Source organism: Brevibacillus fortis (genome assembly GCF_046196545.1).
Taxonomy (GTDB): domain Bacteria; phylum Bacillota; class Bacilli; order Brevibacillales; family Brevibacillaceae; genus Brevibacillus; species Brevibacillus fortis_A.
Map to the genome: position 1 here is coordinate 5,001,585 of NZ_CP176370.1, position 21,609 is coordinate 5,023,193.

Here is a 21,609-nt window from a genome sequence, read left to right on the forward strand (position 1 = left end):
ATGCATACAAAGGGGCGTTTCTTGATGAGCTCTCGGCACTCTCATTCATTACGCTTTATTCGATTTGCCGATCGGCCTGGGCATTTTCATGGGTATGACACACTGACAAGCATTTCGGGTCGTCATCGTCACCGAATACGTGGTAGAACGTCACCCCCACAAGGAATGAGAGATCGGCACGTTCATTACTACGAAGGTACTACTACATTTGATGATGGACATGTGCATCACTACAGGGGATGGACGGGTCCGCCTATTCCGCTGCCGGACGGAAGCCATTACCACGAGTTTTCAGGGCAAACCACTTATGATGACGGGCACACTCATTACTACCGGGGTGTAACCAGCGAGGCCCTATCTTAAGTGAAAAAGGCTGTCCTTCTCCGGAACAGCCTCTTCTTATTTTTCCAACTCGGACGCCAACGGACAGTCCATTGTATACAGGTTGCGATACCTTGGATTGTCCTGATACAACTGCTCATGTGTCCCTCGCATCGAGATGACTCCATGCTCCATAAAAATGACCTCGTCCATTTGCTCTACACCGCTCAAGTGGTGAGTCACCCAAATCAATGTTTTCCCGTGCAAGACACGGAAGATCGTTGCCATCAGATCGCGTTCAGTCAACGGATCTAATCCCACCGTCGGCTCATCAAGGAGAACAATTGGCTTGTTTTGCAGCAAAATCCGGGCAAGGGCTATACGCTGCCTTTCTCCTCCAGAGAAGCGCAAACCGGTTTCCTGCATCCGTGTTTGATAACCGTCCGGTAGGGATTCAATCAGCTGATCCAGACCCACTTGAGCTGTCACAGCACGCACTTCTTCATCTGACGCATCGGGTCGACCAAGCCTGATGTTATTGGCTACGGTTGTGTCAAACAAATACGGCTGCTGATTCAACACGGAAAACAAACAAGCAGAATCCTCTTCTGACTGGACTGGCTGTCCATTTATTGTCACCTGACCTGCTTCCGGCTGTATAGCACCTCGAATCAAGTTCAGTATCGTCGATTTGCCAGCACCGCTGCGACCGAGCAACGCAATTTTTCCCCCTTGAGGCACCTCAAAAGACACGTCCTGCACACTCCAATTGCTGGCTTGTGGGTAGCGAAAACGAACATGATCGAGCTTCAAACTGCCCCCAGCTTGATCTGCCACCTTTTCCTTCTGCGCTTCTACAATGGATGGACGACTGCCCTCGATCTCCCGAAGCCGCCCCAGAGACTCCTTGTATTCTGGCATTCGTACAACAGCGTCAGAAATACGGGCAAACGCATCCATCAACGGAAATGCGACCAGCCCAATCGCAGCAATCAACGTCGCAGGAATCTGATTCGCAGCGGCAAGTCCCCCCGCCCAGATGACCAGTAAGGCAATGGCTCCACCGATTGCACACTGCGACATCCACTGGACTCGCCATTCTCCGCGTCGAATGGAGTTTTCGATCTGGGCAGCTGTCTTTTGCCGCCTTGTAAACATCTGGAGAAACTGCTCTGTACGACCACTGAGAATCCAGTCACTCATGCCAAAAACAGCATCTGTCAGCTCTCGATATGCTGCCTGTCTCTCCTGCTTGAACCGACGACTCTTGGCAATGGATGACCACAAGACTACTGCGGGTGCAACAAACAGCAGGAAACCACAGTACAACGCCATTAGCAGCGCGAACATCCCGTCCATTCTTCCCAGTGCCACAATACCTGCCCCATAGAGGAGGACTGCCGAGACAGCTGGCAACACAAAGCGCAGATAGACGTTCTGTAGTTGCTCGATGTCATCCGCTAGTACACCAAGCAGATCTCCCGTACGAAAACGATTGTGGAGAAGCTGCGCTTGCGGCTCGATGGCCTGATACAAACGCACACGCATACGCGATAACACACGCAAAGCTGCATCGTGTCCAACCAAACGCTCCAGGTACTGAATGACTGCTTTGCTAAAGCCAAAAGCCCGGACAAGTACGATGGGAACATAGACCATTAAGACGTTTTCGGGCTTGAGTGCGGAGCGAGAGATCAAATACCCGGACGTATACAGCAAAGCGCCCGCACATGCCACTGCCAAGGTTCCCAGCAAAGCCGCTGCGGCAAACTGCCAAAAAAACTGGCGAAAGTATGGAAGAAACCACCCCTGATTGCCTTCTCGCGCTTCCTTCATCCTTTCTCCCCCTTGGCACCAGCTGTCAACAACCGATAAAATAGGCTTTTTTGTGCAACGAGCTGTTCATAGGTACCCGCTTCCACCAGTCGTCCCTGGTCGATCACCCAAATCCAATCCATGTCTCGCATCCAATGCAAACGATGTGTGGCCAAAAATACGCGCCTGTCCCCCAACACCGACAGCATAGTCTGTTTTAGCTCCCATTCCGTTTCAATATCTAAGTGAGCGGTCGGCTCGTCGAGCAAAATCACTGGTCGGTTGCCAAGAAGTGCACGTCCCAAGGCAACCCGCTGTGCCTGTCCGCCGCTTAACGTGCGGCCCCCTTCACCAATGATTTCGTAACAGCCATTTGGCAAACTGTCCACCAGCTCTCCCAGACCGACATCACGAATCACCTGCTCCACCTGTTCGTGCGTCGCTTCCGGCTCATAGAAGCGAATGTTATCCGCCAATGATTGATTGAATAAATACGGATGCTGTGGAATGTAAGCGATTTGCCGCTGCCACTCCTGTTTCGCCTCCCCCGTAATGGGTTGCCCATCTATTTGTATCACGCCAGCGTCGGGATCAGAAAAACCGCCTAGCACTCCGAGGAGAGTTGATTTTCCAGCCCCGCTCTCCCCTACAATGCCCACTCTTCTCATGTTGCTGCCCAATTCCGCAGTTACCTCACCCAGTAGCTGTCTGCCATCCTCACCGACGACACGAATATCGGACAAGGTAATCGTTCCATCCAATCTGCCTGTCAGAGACGTCTGACTATCCATTGCCTGTGCTTTCTCCTTTTGTTCATCCAGAGCGCCACTATCGATAATGGTACGAATAGTTCCCAACGCCTCTTTGCCATCTAATGAGGCGTGGTAGTCCGATCCCAGCATCCGTACTGGCAAAAAGTATTCCGGTGCAAGAATCAGGATGACCAATGCCGTTTCAAATCCAAAGTTTCCTTCTATCAGCCGCAACCCAAGACCGACCGCCACAAACGCAACCGACAGCATGCTGAAGAAGTCGAGTGCCAAAGAAGACAAGAAGGCCACGCGCAACGTACGCATCGTAGCGGACCGATATTGATCGCTTACTCTTCCGACGGTCTCCCCATGGTCTTTGCTGCGTCCCAAAAACCGGAGCGTCGCAAGCCCGCGAAGCGAATCGGTGAAATGATGGGATAGCATTCGATACGAGCGCCATTGTTTGTCTGCCTGTTTACGCGCCGCCAGACCGAGTACGATAAAAAAACCAATAAGAACAGGCATCGTTACCGTCAGGATCAGTCCAGAAATAACATCTTTCATGTAGACAAATGCCAGAAGCGGAAACGTAACAAAAACCATATCTAGCGTACGCGGAACAGACAACTCCAGGTAGGTACGTACACGATCTACACCTTCCAGGACAAGCGTAACAAGCTTTCCGCTTCCTTCACTGGCGGCAAAACGTGGACCACGCTCGAACAATCGGGATAAAACTCGCTCTTGCAAAGACTCACTGGAAGCTTCAGCAAAACGGCCAGCGACTTTCTTTTGCAGCCAAACGATAGTATGACGAGCGGCTATCATGACCAAAAACAGTGCAAGCGGCTGATACGCCATCTGAACCGCTTGACCTTCAAACAAGATCGCGATCGACTTCGCCAAAAGCAGTGCCTGACCGATAATCACCGCACTTTGCAGGAGGGAAAGACCGGCTAGCAGCAGCATAACCGGTCGGATTCCTTGTAATCGGAACAATTCCTTGTCCATTAGTACTCCAAATGATCCTTTTCAGTGACCCGTTTGTGGAAGACGAAATAGCTCCAAGCCTGATAGGCTAGCACAAACGGTAAAAGCACTGCTGCAACAATGGTCATTGCTTTTAACGTATATGGACTCGAAGCTGCATTATAGAGGGTCAAATCAAACGCGCTATCAATCGTGCTGACCATCACCCGTGGGAACAAACCCATAAACATCGAGACGAACGTCAACAGGATCATCGCACCTGTCATCCCGAAAGCCCACCCTTCCCTGCCTTGTCTCAAGAAGTGACGAGCCAGTACAAAAGCCACAACACCTAAGAGTACAGCTGCTGTCAACAAAACACCCTGGCGCTCAAACAGATCGGTTACCATAAAGGTCCACCCTACGAGTACCGCCATGAGAACCGCTTGCATTGGCAACAGCTTCCCTGCCAGTACACGTGATTTTTCACGCAGCTCGCCTACCGTGCGCAGCGAGATAAAGTTTAGACCGTGCAGCAAGCATAGTCCTGTAACTGTCACTCCAGCCCACAACGAGTATCCATTCACAATGTCAGAGAAGCCAGCAGTCATTTCCATATTCTGATCAATCGGCACACCCTTCACCAGACTGGCAAACACCATTCCGAACAACATCGGCGGTACAAAGCTTCCAATCAGAATCGCTGCGTCCCACGTCTTTTTCCAAGCCTCACCTTTCCCTTTGCCTCTAAATTCAAATGCTACCCCGCGTCCAATCAACGCAAGCAGAATCAACGTAAGCACGAGATAATAGCCGCTAAACATCGTGGAATACCACTCCGGAAACGCTGCAAACATCGCACCAGCGGCTGTAATCAACCAAACCTCATTGGCATCCCAGAACGGGCCAATCGTATTGATCAGAACCCGGGTTTGCAGATCATTTCGTGATAGCAGGTGCGTCGCCATGCCCACACCAAAGTCGAAGCCTTCGAGAAAGAAAAATCCGGTAAACAGAACGGCAATGAGCAGGAACCACAGTTCATTAAGCTCCATAACGTTCACTCCTTACACGATCAAATGGATCCTGAAGCTGTAAATCCTCTACTTCCTCATGACTATCCATATCCGGTCCTTTTTTGGCCACACGAGCAAACAGATAAGCCAAGAGGCAAAGCAGGATTAGATAAATCGTCGTGAAGGCGATGAGAGAGAACCATACCTCTCCTGTGCTAATGCTTGGCGAAACCGCATCTTCAACACGCAGTAGCCCGAATACCGTCCACGGCTGACGACCTACCTCCGTCATGATCCACCCTGCTGAGTTTGCGATGAATGGTAGTGAGATACCCGCAACCATCAGCTGCATGAACCGCTTGTTTGGCTGTTCCAGCTTTTTGCGGATGGTCAGATATGCCCCGTACAAAGCCAGCAAAATCAATGCACTACCGCCCGCTACCATGATGCGGAAGCTCCAGAAGGTCGTCCGAACTGGTGGAATGTAGTTTCCTGGACCGTAGGTTTTCTCATACTCTGCCTGCAATTCCAACATACCCGGTACAGAACCTGAAAGTGAGTTGTACGTCAGAACGCTAAGCAAATAAGGAATTTTTATTTCAAAGCCGTTTTCTTGTTTTTCAGGATCAATCGTTGCAAAAACCGTCCAAGGAGCTGGGTCTGAGCTTGTTTCCCACAGCCCTTCACTCGCTGCCATTTTCATTGGCTGGGTAGCAACCAAATACTGTGCCTGACCATGACCGAATTGAGCAATAGCAAGCGAGGAAATCAATGCTACCACGATCGCGATTTTGAACGATTGTACAAAGAATGTAACGTCTTGTTTTTTCATCAGCTTCCAAGCACTGATACCTGCTACCAAGAAGGCACCTGTCGCAAATGCCGCAAATACGGTATGGGGGAATTCATATAGTAATTGTCCATTGGTAAGGAGAGCGAAGAAATCAACCATCTCTGCACGTCCGTTATTGATAGCGAAGCCGACTGGCTGCTGCATGAACGAGTTGGCTGCCAAAATCCAAAGAGCCGAAAGAATCGTTCCGATGGATACGAGCCAAATACATGCGAGATGCACACCTTTGGACAAACGATCCCAACCGAACACCCAAAGTCCAATAAAAGTCGATTCGAGGAAGAATGCTAAGAGGGCCTCAATCGCTAGCGGTGTTCCAAATACGTCGCCGACGAATCGTGAGAAATCAGACCAGTTCATCCCAAATTGGAACTCCTGCATAATCCCTGTCACGATCCCGACAGCAAAATTTATGAGCAAAAAGGTTCCCCAAAACTTGGCCATTTTTTTGTACAAGTCATTCTTTTTTACCACATACATCGTTTCCATAATGGCTACTAATAAGGACAGCCCAATGGAAATCGGCACAAAAACAAAATGAAAGATAGTTGTTATCGCAAATTGAAGTCGTCCCAAATCCACTATATCCATGTACAAGATCCCTTTCTCTTCGCGTTTTGGCCTTTATGTACCGGAATTATATCAGTGGGGAAACCCGCATTTATTACGACTTTGTGAAAAATATCACAAATATATGTGAAAAAATTCACAAATTATTCTCTCTCCTGTAACCCCCTTTTCGCATTTATCTTCGTGAGAGAGTTTTTTGTTTTACCCTGTATATTTCCGGTCATGTGTAATTGTAGCAGGACTTTTGACCCTAGAGGGTGTCCGATTCGTTACATGATTTTTAACAGTCTGTGACTGTTTCGGATTTTTCCTTGATTTAAACTAGATTTATGCGCCTTCACTTATTTTATTGAATGTGTAATTTGTTCATTTTCTTTTAAAATATCTCGGCAGTTATCGAAAATACCCAGACGATCACCGACCTCGAAAAGCAATCGAAGCCGGTGGTGCCTGGGTACGTGGTGAAGTAACAACCGCTTATTTTTTTGCGGATTTCGTTGACAAGGAATCGATGATGTTACCAATAGTCGCAGCATCAAAGCTCTTCTCTGCCATCTGGTACAACTCGTACGTGAATCCTTCATGCTCCCAAATCACGATTCCGTTGGCGAAATATACCTTTTTTCCGCCAATGGTTTCGATCTTGACACCCTCTGTCGTGCTGATGCCGTTTTCGCCACCGTTTGAAATCAACAAGGAAATAAACTCTTTCCCTTTTTCATACTGAATTTCTACCATACTCTCGCCATGAACGACCGTGTTTTTATAGGAATAATTCTCTGACAACCATGTCGGTGCGGGAAAGTCCATTTTGCTAGCTGCGCGTGCTTCTTCCAATGTCATCTGTGGAGGGGCCTTGTGTTCTATAGGTATCTCGATTCCTTGGGGATTGGACTGTTCAGCAGGCAGCTCTTTATCATATTGGGTAATTTCCATGTTCCCGACCTGAAAGCGTGCCAAGATCGTTTGGAGCATTCCTTGGGCAAACGATGTAGTCGAGAATGCACCTAAAAGGCAAACAACAGCAACAGTACTAACTGTGGCAGCTTTCCATTTATTCGTTTTCATAGAGATCCCGTCCTTTTTACTATCATGTAGTTGTATGTTTCCTGATTCCAATTTGAATTTCAACCGATTGTATATGTTGGCTTTTGGAGTGGCGTCATCTAATTCCAGATCAGTAAGCAAGTCGGTGAGTTCACGAAAATCGTCTAGATCCTGCTCACTCTTCATAACGGAAGCCCCCTTTTTGCAATTCCATCTGCAGCTTTTTCAAGCATCTGTAGAGCACGACCCCAACATTTGAACCACTGACACCAAGAAGTTCTGCAATTTCTGCGTTTTTAAGACCAGCCGCATATTTCATGGCGATGATATTGCGCTCCTTGTCACTCAGCTTCGCCAGTGCTTGAAATAAGACTTGATGATTATCGTCGCGGATCACGATGTCCTCCGGTGACGACTTCGGCAAGACCAGATTCAGAATCGAATCCAATGAAAAGCTCATTCTTTTCTTCTGTAAGCGGAAGTAATCTGTCACTGCGTTTCTGGCGATCGCAAACAACCAGACCTCAAAGTTTGATTTATCCGGCGAGAAGCTGCTGTATTTTGATATCACCATTTCAAACACATGACTGCATATTTCTTCCGCTGTGTAGTGATTATTGATACGATAACAAATATATTTGTAGACGCGCTTATAGTACGCACCATATATTTGGGCAAAATTTTCGGTCGACATGCTTTCCGCTTGGCTTTTATGTTCTTCTTTTTGGCAGATGCCTGTGTTCACTTGGGCAATCTCCAACTACTTCCCCTCCCTTCTGGATGGAATAAACAAATTGCGCAATTTGTTTGATTGTGAGCCTCACGATAGTTAATACGGCAAAAGCAGAAATGTATTAACAACGTTTTTCAAAGATCGGAGGAAATAACGTGTGGATACCCTATGAAGAAATAAGGAGACACCCCGCTGATTTTCGAGTAAAGTACCGATTTTACTCTGAAAATGAAGGCGGAAGAAAGGTGACGCCGTTTCAAGGATATCGAAGTGATTTTTCTTACGATGGAGATGACACGAGCATAATAGGCATCTTTGCTATCCATCCTGAATTTGAGGATGATCATAGAGCTTGGGGTGATCGGATATTTTATGGAAGGTTCGAGAAGAGTAGCGGTAGTCGAAGTAATAGAAATAGTTGGGTTGCATTCAAATCCAGACTCGTAAAAAATGAATCTGGTCTTAGGTGGAAACAAGTGACTGGAAAAAGCAGGCTGTCAACGAATGACATCCTGCTTTTGGTTCATTTATTTAGCCCAGTGAGGTGGACGCGTGAACGAAGGTGGCAGCTTGGTGCTTGCATCGCCCTTCGCCGCGTTGAGCTGGACCTGCGTGAGAAACAACGTCTCCGTCAAGTTCGCTCCGCTCACATCTGTATCGCGAAAATCTGCACCAATGAGGTCAGCTCCCCGCAAATCTGCTCCTCTCAAATCAGCAGCAATCAAATAAGCGCCGCGTAATTGGGCTCCTCGTAAATCATCGCCTTTGAGCTTGGCACCAATGAGATCAGCGCCTCGGCCAAAGGATTTTCCTTGCTTGCCCCCTTTGTACTTGGCAACCGCGTCCTTACGTACCAGTTCACTTGTCTGCAACAATAGTTCGTTAACTTTTGCTCGATGAAGAGCGACGTCCAGCTTCAGGATTTCCTCAGGACTCTGATCCGTCAGGCGCTGTGTCTCATCCAACGCTTCCTTCAATGCAGGATGGAGGGACTGGGCAGCTTGCTTGGTCAACGCATCCGTTATATACCAAAGCAGCTCATGAAGCTGCCACATGATCGGAAATACTTCGTACATTTGCTTCGCTGACCCGGGTTCTTTACGCCAATCTTGGCCGCCATAAGTGACTTGAGACACCTTTTGGCCAGCTCCAAAACAATCGTAGACAGTACAACCGCGAAAGCCGATGTCTCTCAGCTTTGTGTGAACACCACACCGGAAGTCTGCCTGTAAGTTACTACAGGGCTTGCCTGCGTCTTTATTGATAGCAAAATCAGAGGAAGCGGCAAAAGGCAATGCCACACAGCACAAGCCAAAGCAGCTCTCACAGTCTCCTTGAAGATGACGGCGACTTTTATTGTCAGTCGATTGTATGTTTTCTTGATGTGTAGCCATAAATGATCCTCCTGGAAAAAAACACGATTCTCTCGCGTGTGGCGAAAAGAATCGTGCTACTTGTACCTGTGAAAAACATCTCGATGTTTTTCATAAAACAGAATGTGACCGCTTGCGGTCTTCAAATAAACGGTCAATACCGTTTATTTGAATGCGATTTGAGATTCGATCAGGTAATTCCCGAAGACTTCGGCAAAGGCTTCTGCTGTATTATAGCCTTCTTCCAAGGTGTTGTTCGTACCACCGAATTCCAAAAGCAGGGCTCCCTCGGAAATGGACTGATTGTACACCCCGTTCCCTTGATTTGAACCTTTCAGGATAATCCCCCGCGACAAACCGGGATAAGAGGCTTCTAGACGGGCGTGCAGCTCTTCCGCCAGCTTTTTGTTCGCCAGATGGTTCGGATTCGCTGTTCCGATTACAAACAGCATCCGGGAATAGGTTTTCCCATTGATCGTGATCGCTACCTTGCTGCGTGGCTCATCACTGTCTCGATGAATATCGAATATGTACTGCAAGTGCGGACTAGTTGCAGCCGCTGCCGCTACCGCCTTGTACGACTCGGAATAAGACATCGAATAGCTTTTATTTTGTTCCCTCAGCCTCTGAGCGAAATCGTCCTGGCTCGCCATTGCCGAAATGCCTCTTGCTTGCAACAGCTCGCCCAGCCTTTTCCCAACAAGCGTGATGTTGATCTCAGGATCATCGACCGAGCTCCCTTGTTGGTTCCGTGCAACATTTCGCCAAGACTCACGGTTATGGGTGTGATAGATATACACTTTCTCGTTTCCAATCATCCCACTGTTGTACTCGTACGTTGCTCCTGTCGGTGGCAGAGTACCAGCTGGTTGAATCTTCTCTACGATCCACCCCGCGATATAGGCGGTCGAATTGTCTGCCAGCCTGATGATGTACCAGTCTCCTACTGTTTGTACAACCGGGAATACTTGTCCGGGTTGAACGCTTCCGATTATTGCATGATCGGTTGAGGGACCATTTCGGATGTTAGAATCAGGATTTTTGACGCGAATCTGTAGTTCTTGTGCAGAGGGAGGTGTTGAAACTGGCAAAGTCCCCGGTGTAAGTGCCCCCGGTGGCTGAACTCCCCCAGTCTGTTCGATTGGTTTGAAAATATAGGCATAGGTACCGTTAAAGTTAATGGTGTACCAACCATTTGCATATCCGTAATGATTGATTGTCATCCCGCCATGGATTTGACCAATGACGGTACCAAGAATATCTGGTTGTGCATAAACTTCATAGCCTTCGGTTAATACGATTGTCCCTTGTCCGAATTCACTCCCCGTATTGGATGGGAGTACAGGAGGGGGGGGTGCTGGAATTGTTGTCGGGTCTGGGATTTGTGCTGGTACCTGGGGTGGTTTTGGTGGTGGTGCTGTTGTCTCCGTCAAGTAACTGGCTTTCACCCAGCCGTTCTTTTGATCAGACAGCTTAATTTGTGCCCATTCCCCTTGCTTTTTCATTTGCAAAAACACACCGTTTTTGTCGATGATCTGCAGAATTTGTGCAGTGGCATTTGGTTCTGCCCGAACATTCAGCATGTCCACATTGCTTTTGACATATTTGATCTGTGGAACTTCTATCATCTTCACATACTTATTATTGACCCATCCGGTATTGCCGTTCGGCAGCTTTACCTGAGTCCAATCTTTTTGCTGCTTGGTGATTGGCAACCTCGTGGCTTTTTTGAGTGTTGCGACGATCTGGGTAGTCGTACCTGGCTCGCTTCGAATATTTAACTGATCGACCGCCACGTCTACATGAGTGGCCGCTCGCGCAATGGACAGAGGCATCAGCAAAATCAGGAAGAAAACAGCTAGCAAGCTGACATTTACTCGTAAAAGCAAGTTCCTCGTTCCCCTCTGTTTTTTTCGTATTATTGGAAAATCCAGCTAATAGAAAGAACTTCTCGATTCGTCCGCATATTCCTTCATGTTTTGACATCTTTTGCTGTCAAAACAGCAATAACTTCACGATCATTCTATCTCCTGAAAATAGTGACGTTTTTGCTAGAAAAAAGTTACAGAAAAAAGGCTGAAGCGAAAAGCTTCACCCTTTTTCTTTCTCCTCTATTTCCTTCCTACCATTTCGCTGCCCAAGCTTCTATCTCCACTTTGAGCGAAGGGACTGCCAATGCTGGGACGTAAGACATCGTCATCGCTGGCGGTGTCCCCCCGTGAAACTTCTCCCACACCTGATTAAAATGCTTCCAATCCATTTCCTCGGTTGCCCATATATTGATTTTGATGATATGATCCGCAGTTACTGATTCACTTTCGAAATTGCGCAGTATGTTTTGTAGCGTGTTTTCGACTTGTTCTTTCATATCTGTCGGCAACTCTCCGTGAAGGTCCATTCCTACTTGCCCAGAAAGTACGAGCAAATCGGCTCCTTTTGGTACGACCGTCAGATGTGTATAGGGTCCCATAGGCGAAGCAACTGTACTAGGATTTTTGCGCTGGACCATGGGCTTCACCTGGTCGGTTTGTTCTTCTTTCACGATCGCGAGTGTTTGATGATCTTCCCACCGACCATTGATTTTCACGTTTTTCTTGGCAATCCCTTCCTTGTGAAAACCAGCTTTTAGCAGCACCTTGATCGAGCCTATATTATGCGGCATCACACCTGCTTCCAGGCGGTGAAGACCTAGTGTCTCGAAGGCATAAGCCACGACGAGTTTTACCGCTTCGGTCATGTAGCCTTTTCCATTGTGCTCTTTGTCCAGGAAGTAGCCGATCCAGCAGCTTTGCAGATTCTCTCTTACGACCTCTGAAAGAATGACTTCCCCAATGATTTCATCCTGTCCTTTTTTCGCAATGACAAAGACGTACCCTCTGTCTTCTTCTTTCAAAGCCATCGCGTTCTTGATCCTGTCGATTTGGCCTTCCAGCGTGTAAAACGCCTCTTCTCTCGTCCCTGTGAAGTTTTGAAAGAAGTCTCTGTTTCTCACTTCAAGCGCCAAGAGGCTCTGTGCATCCGCTTCCTGTACCAGTCTTACGTAAATGTTCTCTCCGTTTCCTTGCATACAATCCATCTCCCTTTTTCGAAATAAAAAAACACCACAGGAAATCCTGCGGTGCCCTAAAAAGAAAACCACAGGAATGCGACCTGTGGAGTTTTTCCACTGTATCCTGATGAATCCTACTACATCAAAGGATGGTCGCTATATCCGTTTTTGGACATACTTCTCCCGTGATTTAGCCAGATCAAAGAAAACAGCGGTTGAGTATCCAATTCCTTTTGACAAAGACATTAATGATCTTTTTTTCATGTGGATACCCTCCTTTCCGCTGTTTTCTTTGCATACCATTTCGATATAGAGACGGTCGTAGCAACAACCATTCCATTATTATCCATAAACTACTTTACAAGTATAGTGGCAAATGACGTTCGTGGCAACAGCATTAGTGTCTCTTTTTGCCGTTTCGCCCCAATAAAGGTCAGTACAAGTAGACCCAACAGAAACTCTTTCGAAGAGGAATAGATCCATTTTTTTGTGGAACAATGAAAAGGAGAGAAGATTGTCATCATTCATAATCCGATTGCAAGAAAGAAGGGAGCTAATTTTATGACGATTCAACGTTTTGTTCGGGAGTCGCGCACGTTCAAAGCAAGCCATGTGCTGCCCCCGGATACGAACAATCACAATACGCTGTTCGGCGGCAGGCTGATGGCGCATATCGACGATGTTGCTGCGATATCTGCCATGAAACATGCCCGGGGACCAGTCGTTACCGCTTCTACTGATTCCGTCGACTTTTTGCAGCCGATCCGGGTGGACAATGAGGTTGCACTCGAAGCCTTCGTCACATGGACGCATAACACATCGATGGAGGTCTTTGTCAAAATTGTTGCGGAGGATTTGCTAACGGGCGTTCGAACTGTCTGTGCTACGTCTTTTCTGACGTTTGTCGCGATTGGCGAGGATGGGCGGCCTACCCCCGTGCCCAAGATCGTTCCAGAGACGGAAGAGGAAAAATTCTTGCACGATGGTGCTGAAAAGCGAGCGGAGAAACGGAAAGTTCGTCGCAAGGACAATAAGCATCTCGCGGATATGCTCGGAACGAGACGTCCTTGGGAGCCATTAATGAACACCCCATAAGCGGAAAAAGTCCCTTTCCTTGGTCTTACCCCTGTCAAGTAGACACAATTAAAAAAGCCTAAGCAGCCAGTGTGTTTCGGTATTCAACCGGGGCACACTGGTTTAATTTTTTCTGGAACCGTTCATGGTTATAAAACCAAATGTATTTTTCAATGGCTTGAAAGAGATCTTCTTCTGTCTTACACTCAGTAAAGTACAATGTCTCAGTTTTGAGATGCGAGAAAAAGGATTCGATGCAGGCGTTATCAAGGCAGTTTCCTTTGCGAGAGTGGCTGCCACTTATGCCAAGTTCCTTTATTCGCTTATTGTACTGTCGAGACGTGTATTGGAAGCCCTGATCTGAATGTAGGGTTGCTTTCAGCACGTCTCTTTCTTCGTTTAGCTGCCCCACAGTGTCTAACACAAGTTGTAAATCATTTCGCTTGGAAACTTTCCAGGCAACAACTTCGTTGTTAAAAAGGTCCTGAATGACCGAAAGGTAATAGTAACGGTTATGAAGTGCAACATACGTAATATCTGTTACAAATACCTCATTGGGCTTGTCCGCTCTAAACTTACGGTTAAGTAAGTTGGGATATACAATCGAAGGTGCTTTACCAAAATAGCGGCGCTTCCTCCTGATGATGGATTGAAGGTTTAATTCTTTCATCAGGCGGTATATTCGCTTATGATTCGCATTCAATCCCTTCTTCTTTAATGCTATCTGCATTCGTGGATAACCATAGTATGGATGCTCCAAATGAATCGCCATCATATGCTTTTTCAGAATCTGATCTAACTCATTTCTTGCTGACGGCTTTCCTTTGGTGCTAAGCCATTTGTAAAAACCCGACCGTGACACTTGCGCAATTTCTACCAACCACGTTAGTGGATATTTTTTACGCAGCTCGTTTATGATCGTAAAGCGAGTTATTTTCCATACCTTCCCCCCAGATGCAGATTGGGATTGCGCTTTTTTAGGTATTCTACCTGCGCCTTTAGATAGTCCCTTTCTTCTTCCACAGTAGCAAACTTGGTTCTTGGACGACCAACAAATGGGGTGTCACTAGAACCATTCTTTCCTCTTTGATCCACAAAACCTTCGCCTTTATTCTTCTTTCGAACCCATTGTAGAACTTGTGTTTTACTAGGTATCCCTAATTCCTTAGCTATTGCTTTATAACCCATCTCTCCCTGTTGATACATGTTTACTGCTCTCAGCTTAAACTCCTCGGAATAACGCTTGAATATTTGACCTTTTTTAGCCATGAGAAAATCCCCTCCAAGTAGAGTGTACCACCCACCGTTAGGTGGGCGGGCTTTTTACACTGTCTACTCAAAGGGGATAATATCACCTTTTAGCAGGAAGGGGACTCTTGTGTTTTTTACGCTTATTCTTTGGACGCCCACTTGTAATCGACGACACCAATGCTATCGATCACGACATTTTTGAGCTTCTCATTTTGTACCCAGTGATCAGTGAAATAGTAAATCGGAGCGACAGGCATTTCCTCCATGAGGATCGCTTCTGCTTGCGCCAACAGTTGCTTGCGCTTCTCAGGATCTTTTTCGGTCGCGGATTGATTCAAAAGTTCTCGGTACTTGTTGTCTTCCCATCCAGTGTTGTTGTTGAACCCATCCTTGTCCTTAAACAGCTCCAGGAAGCTGACAGGATCATAATTGAAATCACTAATCCAGCCCATCCGTCCGATCTGATAGTCGCCGTTGTTCATTTCTTCCAGGTACACTTTCCACTCTTGCTCATTTAGCGTTACATCCACGCCGAGTGTTTGCTTCCACTGTTTTTGAATGGTTTCCGCTACTAAACGATGATTCTCAGTAATATTAAAGGAAAGTGCGATGGGTGGTAGCTTCGTAATTCCTAATTCCTTCATGCCTTCAGCCAGCAGCTTTTTCGCCGTTTCCTGATCGTTGTCCTTGAGGTAGCCTTCCTTTTTCAGCGTCATCGTCGGTGGCAAGGCACCTTTAGCCGGCATTTGCACGCCATACTCAAGCGCATCATCGATTGCCTGACGATTGATCGCGTATGCAAACGCCTTGCGAATCTTTGCGTTGGTAAACGGGGCCCGTTCGGTGTTGAACCTGTACCAGTAAACACCAGCTATTGGTCTGGTTTGCAATATTTCCTCGTACTCCAATGCAAGCAATGCATCAATTGGCAAAAAACCAAACGGAGCGCCTGCCCAGTCAGACTCGTCATGATCGAACATATCCAGCTGTGTATTCTCATCCTGAATGACGGTAAATTCTACCTTGTCCAGCTTCACAGCCGCTTTATCCCAATACAGGTCGTTTTTGACCATCGTAATTTTCTCTTTATCTGCGGAAATTAATTTAAATGGTCCGTTCCCGACATGCGTCGCAGCTTCGCGGTACCATCCCGGGTTCTTCTCATCGAGCTTCTTGTTCACCGGATAAAAAATCGGTGCGGCCGTTAACTCTGTAAAATATGGCGTAGGCTGCTCCAACTCCACGCGCAATGTCTTGGCATCGATGGCTTTTACTCCTACTTCTTCCAGCTTCCCCTCGCCTATGTTGGCTTGTTCCGCATTTTTGATGGGATAGAGCAGATAGGAGTAAGTACTATCGGTTTTCGGGTCTAGCGCACGCTTCCAAGCGTATTCGAAGTCATGGGCAGTGACTGGATCACCATTACTCCACTTTGCCTCACGCAAATGGAACGTATATGTCTTCATGTCATCCGAAACGTCTATTTTCTGGGCGATTGATGGCTGAACTTTTCCATCCGGACCTAACCGGACCAACCCATCAAACATCGTGTGCATCACAGAAAACATCGCTTCATCCTCAGCCATTGCGGGGTCCAATTGACCTGGCTGATCAATCAGGTTCAACCGCAAAACCTTATGAGCGGGTGTATTGCTCACTTCTTGGGCTTTTACTTCGTTCGCCGAAGCATATCCTACAGATGAAGCCAGCATCCCTGTCGCCACTAGCATATTTGCAATCATCTTACCTTGACGATTCATCTCTATTCCCCTTTTTTATTTTACTAACAAACTTTCCACACAATACCAAATTATTACTTATTAAACAACGTTCAGACGATAGTGAAGAAATTCATCCCTTGTTTCCGGCTCCATGTCATAGGGCTCGAATCCATTTTTCAGCAACACTTTTTGCGAGGAGATGTTATCCGTTGTTGTTTTTGCACAAATGATTCTGACAGCTAATTGAGGAACGTGCTCCGCTAAAAAGACCTTCAGTCCTTGCGAAGCCACTCCTTTACCAGCGGTATCTTCCCCGACCCGATAGCCGAGATGTCCGATTCCTTCGTCTTTCTCGATGTCTACCAAATTCATTCTGCCCAAGATGTCACCCTGGCTGTTTTTGATGAGGCCAAAAAACGAGATTCCTTGCGCCTGCTCGTCGAGCAAGGCTTGCAGACCTCGTAAAAAATGGTCATATTGGTAGTAAGCGTCTCCCCGACTGGGAACCGATTTTTCAAAAAAAGCGCGATTGCGCACTTCAAATTGAAACAAGCTGGCTGCATCTTGTATGCTTAATTTTTCAATAGAAATCATGATGGGTAGGTATCCTTTCTTGAATAGAGGTGGAATTTTCATATGACTGTTGCTTATCTAGAAGAAGGTACGTTTATCGCCTTTATTGCCTTTACGATATTTTTCTTTGTCGCTTACAAGCTCGATCAGATTTCGTTTGTCTCGTTCATTGTCTCCTTGGCGATCACGGCTTGCGTTCACGCTGCCTTCTATTGGTTAATTGTAAAATATTGGCCGTTTTTTTAATAGCGCAAAAAAGGCGCAGGATGAACATCCGCGCCTTTACGTTTATCTGCTTACAGCTTCGCTTCATAGGCCGCAAGCAATTGAGCCGCTTGCTTGTTGTACTGGTTGACCAAGCTTTGAATGGCTTTCTGCCACTCAGCTTGTGGGAGTGGCACTGGCAGTTGATTGGCTGGCTTGCCGTTCACGATCAGCGCTGTTGTGAGCATTTGCTGTTGTGCGTCACTGAGTGCAGCCGTCGTTAACACCTTCGGCTTGAGCACTTTCTTTCCTTTCAGGGAACGCATGAGCTCTGTCATCAGGATATGCTGATACTCCGCGTACAAATCCATCGTCATGTAGTAGCTCATTCCCTCTCGCTGTGGCACAATTCCCCGCTTATGTGCCCATTCCATCACCTGTGGTGGCGTCATCGCTTGACTTGTTTTGCCTGTCGCCATGAAATATGCCACTCGGAACATATCTTCGTCACTCATGACAGAACGATTCTCATCTGCCTTGACAATTCCCTTGGACACCAATTCAGTGAGGACCGCTTGCTTGCCTGCTTCCTTCGGCAGATTCAAATAAAGCGCCAGATTGGCAAAAAATTGGCTCTCACTGTTGCCACCAGCTGGCCAGCTATACGGTTTGCCGAAATCGATCAGTTCCAGCGGGCGTTGTCGCATCATATCCGAGTAGGCCGAAAACGCTTGGAATGTAATCGGACTATAGGAGACCACTGGTTTTTTCGTCAGGAATCTTGTCGCAAACAGCTCTTGCCCACCTTGATCGAGATAACCGAACTGGTCTTTGGTTGTGAATACATAAGGCGTCTGTTCGTCTGCCTTGCTCCACACTTGTGGGAATACTTTGCTTGTTGGCAAAATCGCCTCATATTTGGCCGCTGTCAGCACCTTTCCTTCCAGCGACATAAGGCCGTACAATCCCGTCTTCTTGTCCTGGTAGGCAATGGCACCCGTCTTGAGATCATATAAGTGCATGTACTTCATGGACTGATAATTGCCCGTGCTTAGGCGGAGCAACTGCGGTGAATAGACATCCCATCCTGTACTTGACTGAATCAATACCCGATCGAAATAAGATTCCGTGTGAAAACCTACCACGCTAGTGAGCTTGTTAGCGAGCTGGTTCCCTTCTTGCGCCCATACATCCAGTGTGCCGTCCAGCCGTGCTGTAACCGTGATCTTTTGATTTTGTACCATCGTTTCGTTTGCATCCCAATACACAAAATCGCTCACGACCTGGAGCTGCCCGCCATCGACCTTGATCATCGCCATTCCGACATTCCCCGCTCTCACACCCATGGTATATACGGAATCAGTAACTTTGATCAAGGTAAGAGGCGGTCTGTCGTTGCCTGACTTCCACACCGCGACTTTGATCTCCGTAGTCAACAGCTTGCCCTCAGGGGTATAAAGATCCGCCCAATCGTGATCCATTGCAACGATGAGATTGGTATCGGAATCCATATAGACAGATTGGTAGAGCTTGCTGATTGGTTGGTTCGTCTTGCGGTCCACAATCATCTCGCCTTTTCCCGGCTCATACTTTTTCGTCAAATCATCGGACAACGGATTTGGATTGCCAGCTTCTATTTGTTTCCCTCCGATGCTGTATCGCAGCACCTTTCCATCCGGCTCCGTCACCAGCACATCGCCCGTTACTTCCTCATGGCGAATGATTCGATTCTCAATAGGAGGCAGGACCAAGCCTTCATCTTCAGAATAAAGCCCAATTTTGTTTCCGTCTTTGATGCTAAGCCTGCTGTAGCCGCCCAATGTCACATACGAGTCGAACCAAAAAACTGGCTCCTTGACTTCTTTTCCCCAGCCTGGGAGGATCGCTTTTTTTCCATCGCTACGGACGAGCAAGCGTGCAGCTGGCGGACCTTCAACCCGCGGATAAGCAAAGGGGATAACCGTCTCTCCCCCGACTTGGAGGACGCCGTACAGATTCGTTTTCGGGTCCTGTCCCAGCACATAGCTGCCATGCAAAAACTCGGCACCTTTTTTCAAGGGATGTGACGTACCTTTGGACCTGGAATGATAAGTGATGACATCTCCAGACACCGTGTAGTACACATCCGAATTGTTGTGCTCGATCCCCACTTCTTTATAGATGGGCTCTGCCAGCATCCGCCCATCTTTCCACAGCCCTTGTCCTTTTGGTCCAATCACCTGAAAGTACCCATTATTCCAAATATAAATCGCTTTGTATTTGGGCTCGAGTACGTACTTGCCATTGCGATCAATCAAGCCTTCTTTTCCACCGGATCGCACCTTGAGATACGCGGTGTCTGGACCACCTTCGTTCGGAATCAATTCTGCTTTTGCCAGCGAAAACAGCTTTTTGCCGGAAGCAGGGTCGTACATGATGAGCTCTTTTGGAGTGGTCGCGACGAAATACCGCTTTTTCTCCGCCTCTTTATTTTCCGTCTGATCAGAAGCAACTAGTTGTACCATCGACAGCTTGCCTGCAACTGGCGGAATCAGCACCTTTCCATCTGCATTGAGCACCATGGATGATTTTCCCAAGAGCATAATCGCTGTCCCCTGCTCATTGGACAAATAATACGGATGGGCTCCGGCAAACTTCATAGTCGACAGCTTGTGCGTCTTCAAATCGATGTATTGGAACCAGCCGCCTTTTTGAACAATCGCGATATGATTGGAATCGGGAATGTCAATGTTATCCCAAATCGCAGGGGTTATTTCTTTCCCTGTCCGCGCGTCGAGAATTCCTTTTTTACCTCCCTTTGTTACGATCATGTTTGTAGAAGATAGCTGAAAATCATCGTAAATGGCCTGTGTGACCAGCTTGTTACCGTCCGTAAAACCGGTCTTGTAGTCTGTTAGATACGGCTGAATCTGGGAAAACGTAGCAGCATGAACAGAAGAAGTCCACGCGCTTGCCCCGAGTATGACAGCGGTAACCAAACTGATGGTTTTCATTTTCATTGGTGCTTGGCCTCCCTTGGAAACATTCCCCTCATTTGACGCTTCGTACGGCGGAATAGTTTCGTTGCACTTTTTTAAACAACTGGAACCTTTTCTTTCAGTCAACACTCTTTTAAGCGTGCTATAATTGTTCACACCGACGCAGTATAATCATCGTATACGGATGGGAGTGCTTTAAAGAGCACTTGGAAAGGATGTTCCCATGAATTTCTTTGCTGCCGCCTTGCAAAAGCCGGATGTAAGACGATTTGGGATTTTGGCGTTGTTTTGTTTGTTGCTTTACTCCTTGGGAAGTATGCTGAACATGGTTTTGCTTACCTTTTTAGTTACCTATTTAATGAATCGGCTGCATCAATACCTTACACGTCTCACACACAAAATCGTGCCGATCCATCCCAAGCTGATTCTCATTTTTCTCTATATGTTGCTGACGTTCTTTCTCGTTGTGGGTGGGATGAAAGCCATTCCGGCGCTTATTCACCAAACCGGACAATTGTTCCATCTCATCGAGCAAGTGTACCACCAAAATCAGCACAATGAGTTTGCCCCTTATCTGATGTCTGTTGTTGGGAAGCTAGATATGAAGGGCATCGTTCAAGGCAGCCTTGATTTTCTCGCAGTGGTCAGAAACGTTGGGTTCAATGTCTTTCTGGCGATTATTCTGAGTCTGTTTTTCCTGCTCGGCAAAGACAATGTCGTTACGTTTACCGCTCAATTTCGCACGAGCAAATTATCCTGGCTGTACAACGAAATCGCCTACTTCAGCCAAAAATTCATCCTGACTTTTGGTAAAGTAATCGAAACGCAGCTGTTGATCGCCTTATTCAATACGACCTTCACCGTTATCGGTCTATGGATCATGGGCTTTCCGAATCTATTGGGACTCGCGATCATGGTCTTCATCCTGGGGCTCATTCCGGTTGCAGGTGTCGCCATTTCATTGATTCCGCTCAGTGCCATCGCCTATAGCGTCGGTGGTATCGCAACTGTCGTCTATTTGCTCATTTTTATCATGGTGATTCACGCGCTTGAGGCATATGTGTTGAATCCTCGCTTGATGGCAACGAAGACTCACTTGCCGATCTTCTACACGTTTGTCGTCCTGATCTTTTCCGAGCATTTCTTTGGAGTATGGGGGCTGATTGTCGGGATTCCGTCCTTTGTTTTCTTGCTGGACATCTTAGAAGTAAAGAAAATGGAACAACCTCCTGCCAAAAATAAGACCGTCCCAAAAGATGTACGAGATGTACAAGTCAACACGTGACCGATAGCCATAGAGAAAGGAGTCC

General features: G+C 47.1%; 17 protein-coding genes. 4 read left to right on the plus strand and 13 right to left on the minus strand.

Annotation, left to right across the window (positions count from 1 at the left end; translation table 11 throughout):
• Window positions 1-24 precede the first annotated feature (24 nt).
• Entirely contained in the window at window positions 25-363 is a 339-nt protein-coding gene (locus tag ACKKE8_RS24555; protein WP_409175312.1) for a YmaF family protein, read from the plus strand.
• Between the two features lie 36 nt (window positions 364-399).
• Here ACKKE8_RS24555 and cydC read toward each other — a convergent pair whose 3' ends face one another.
• From cydC to ACKKE8_RS24600, 9 genes are all read right to left on the minus strand, one after another.
• Window positions 400-2,157 (minus strand): thiol reductant ABC exporter subunit CydC, encoded by a 1,758-nt coding sequence (gene cydC / locus ACKKE8_RS24560; RefSeq protein ID WP_409175313.1) that lies wholly within the window; start codon window positions 2,155-2,157, stop codon window positions 400-402.
• Window positions 2,154-3,899, minus strand: coding sequence for a thiol reductant ABC exporter subunit CydD (gene cydD, locus ACKKE8_RS24565; RefSeq protein ID WP_409175314.1), 1,746 nt, complete (start codon window positions 3,897-3,899; stop codon window positions 2,154-2,156). The genes cydC and cydD overlap by 4 nt, the downstream gene beginning before the upstream one ends.
• On the minus strand, window positions 3,899-4,912 hold the full coding sequence (gene cydB / locus ACKKE8_RS24570; RefSeq protein WP_409175315.1) for a cytochrome d ubiquinol oxidase subunit II: 1,014 nt from the start codon (window positions 4,910-4,912) through the stop codon (window positions 3,899-3,901). Before cydB ends, cydD begins: the two co-directional genes overlap by 1 nt.
• Entirely contained in the window at window positions 4,902-6,317 is a 1,416-nt protein-coding gene (locus ACKKE8_RS24575) for a cytochrome ubiquinol oxidase subunit I (protein WP_409175316.1), read from the minus strand. Before ACKKE8_RS24575 ends, cydB begins: the two co-directional genes overlap by 11 nt.
• 456 nt (window positions 6,318-6,773) lie before the next feature.
• Window positions 6,774-7,529 carry a hypothetical protein gene (locus ACKKE8_RS24580; protein ID WP_409175317.1) on the minus strand — a complete coding sequence of 252 codons (756 nt, stop codon included), beginning with the start codon at window positions 7,527-7,529 and terminating at the stop codon, window positions 6,774-6,776.
• The gene (locus tag ACKKE8_RS24585; protein WP_409175318.1) at window positions 7,519-8,103 is read right to left on the minus strand and encodes a sigma-70 family RNA polymerase sigma factor; all 585 of its coding nucleotides are present in this window, start codon (window positions 8,101-8,103) and stop codon (window positions 7,519-7,521) included. The genes ACKKE8_RS24580 and ACKKE8_RS24585 overlap by 11 nt, the downstream gene beginning before the upstream one ends.
• A gap of 500 nt (window positions 8,104-8,603) precedes the next feature.
• Window positions 8,604-9,470: a pentapeptide repeat-containing protein gene (locus ACKKE8_RS24590; RefSeq protein ID WP_409175319.1), complete on the minus strand. Its 867-nt coding sequence runs from the start codon at window positions 9,468-9,470 to the stop codon at window positions 8,604-8,606.
• A 143-nt stretch (window positions 9,471-9,613) separates the two neighbouring features.
• Window positions 9,614-11,338, minus strand: a complete 1,725-nt coding sequence (gene spoIIP / locus ACKKE8_RS24595) for a stage II sporulation protein P (protein WP_409175320.1) — start codon at window positions 11,336-11,338, stop codon at window positions 9,614-9,616.
• 233 nt (window positions 11,339-11,571) lie between these two features.
• The gene (locus tag ACKKE8_RS24600) at window positions 11,572-12,516 is read right to left on the minus strand and encodes a GNAT family N-acetyltransferase (protein ID WP_409175321.1); all 945 of its coding nucleotides are present in this window, start codon (window positions 12,514-12,516) and stop codon (window positions 11,572-11,574) included.
• A gap of 543 nt (window positions 12,517-13,059) precedes the next feature.
• Here ACKKE8_RS24600 and ACKKE8_RS24605 point away from each other — a divergent pair.
• Window positions 13,060-13,593, plus strand: coding sequence for an acyl-CoA thioesterase (locus ACKKE8_RS24605; protein WP_409175322.1), 534 nt, complete (start codon window positions 13,060-13,062; stop codon window positions 13,591-13,593).
• A gap of 58 nt (window positions 13,594-13,651) precedes the next feature.
• Here the strand turns inward: ACKKE8_RS24605 and ACKKE8_RS24610 are convergent.
• From ACKKE8_RS24610 to ACKKE8_RS24620, 3 genes are all read right to left on the minus strand, one after another.
• Window positions 13,652-14,841, minus strand: a protein-coding gene (locus ACKKE8_RS24610) for an IS3 family transposase (RefSeq protein WP_409174429.1) whose coding sequence is annotated in 2 segments (ribosomal slippage) — window positions 13,652-14,553 and window positions 14,553-14,841 — 1,191 coding nt in all. Because the reading frame shifts where the segments join, the coding sequence is not laid out codon by codon here.
• A 122-nt stretch (window positions 14,842-14,963) separates the two neighbouring features.
• Window positions 14,964-16,583 carry a peptide ABC transporter substrate-binding protein gene (locus ACKKE8_RS24615; protein WP_409175323.1) on the minus strand — a complete coding sequence of 540 codons (1,620 nt, stop codon included), beginning with the start codon at window positions 16,581-16,583 and terminating at the stop codon, window positions 14,964-14,966.
• A 60-nt stretch (window positions 16,584-16,643) separates the two neighbouring features.
• Window positions 16,644-17,141, minus strand: a complete 498-nt coding sequence (locus tag ACKKE8_RS24620; protein WP_409179195.1) for a GNAT family N-acetyltransferase — start codon at window positions 17,139-17,141, stop codon at window positions 16,644-16,646.
• A gap of 39 nt (window positions 17,142-17,180) precedes the next feature.
• Here ACKKE8_RS24620 and ACKKE8_RS24625 point away from each other — a divergent pair, with 39 nt between their 5' ends.
• Complete coding sequence (locus tag ACKKE8_RS24625) at window positions 17,181-17,363, plus strand: hypothetical protein (protein WP_409175324.1); 183 nt, start codon at window positions 17,181-17,183, stop codon at window positions 17,361-17,363.
• A 50-nt stretch (window positions 17,364-17,413) separates the two neighbouring features.
• Here the strand turns inward: ACKKE8_RS24625 and ACKKE8_RS24630 are convergent, their stop codons facing one another.
• A complete protein-coding gene (locus ACKKE8_RS24630) occupies window positions 17,414-20,320 on the minus strand; it encodes a WG repeat-containing protein (RefSeq protein ID WP_409175325.1) in 2,907 nt (968 codons plus the stop codon).
• Between the two features lie 202 nt (window positions 20,321-20,522).
• On the opposite strand from ACKKE8_RS24630, the gene ACKKE8_RS24635 reads away from it, so the two are divergent.
• Window positions 20,523-21,584, plus strand: coding sequence for an AI-2E family transporter (locus ACKKE8_RS24635; RefSeq protein ID WP_409175326.1), 1,062 nt, complete (start codon window positions 20,523-20,525; stop codon window positions 21,582-21,584).
• The last annotated feature ends 25 nt before the right edge of the window (window positions 21,585-21,609 follow it).

Bases quoted from the DNA above. Each gene is read 5' to 3' on its own strand.
- ACKKE8_RS24555 (WP_409175312.1), top strand. From the start codon at position 25: ATGAGCTCTCGGCACTCTCATTCATTACGCTTTATTCGATTTGCCGAT.
- cydC (WP_409175313.1), bottom strand. From the start codon at position 2,157: ATGAAGGAAGCGCGAGAAGGCAATCAGGGGTGGTTTCTTCCATACTTT.
- cydD (WP_409175314.1), bottom strand. From the start codon at position 3,899: ATGGACAAGGAATTGTTCCGATTACAAGGAATCCGACCGGTTATGCTG.
- cydB (WP_409175315.1), bottom strand. From the start codon at position 4,912: ATGGAGCTTAATGAACTGTGGTTCCTGCTCATTGCCGTTCTGTTTACC.
- ACKKE8_RS24575 (WP_409175316.1), bottom strand. From the start codon at position 6,317: ATGGATATAGTGGATTTGGGACGACTTCAATTTGCGATAACAACTATC.
- ACKKE8_RS24580 (WP_409175317.1), bottom strand. From the start codon at position 7,529: ATGAAGAGTGAGCAGGATCTAGACGATTTTCGTGAACTCACCGACTTG.
- ACKKE8_RS24590 (WP_409175319.1), bottom strand. From the start codon at position 9,470: ATGGCTACACATCAAGAAAACATACAATCGACTGACAATAAAAGTCGC.
- ACKKE8_RS24600 (WP_409175321.1), bottom strand. From the start codon at position 12,516: ATGCAAGGAAACGGAGAGAACATTTACGTAAGACTGGTACAGGAAGCG.
- ACKKE8_RS24605 (WP_409175322.1), top strand. From the start codon at position 13,060: ATGACGATTCAACGTTTTGTTCGGGAGTCGCGCACGTTCAAAGCAAGC.
- ACKKE8_RS24615 (WP_409175323.1), bottom strand. From the start codon at position 16,583: ATGAATCGTCAAGGTAAGATGATTGCAAATATGCTAGTGGCGACAGGG.
- ACKKE8_RS24625 (WP_409175324.1), top strand. From the start codon at position 17,181: ATGACTGTTGCTTATCTAGAAGAAGGTACGTTTATCGCCTTTATTGCC.
- ACKKE8_RS24630 (WP_409175325.1), bottom strand. From the start codon at position 20,320: ATGAAAATGAAAACCATCAGTTTGGTTACCGCTGTCATACTCGGGGCA.
- ACKKE8_RS24635 (WP_409175326.1), top strand. From the start codon at position 20,523: ATGAATTTCTTTGCTGCCGCCTTGCAAAAGCCGGATGTAAGACGATTT.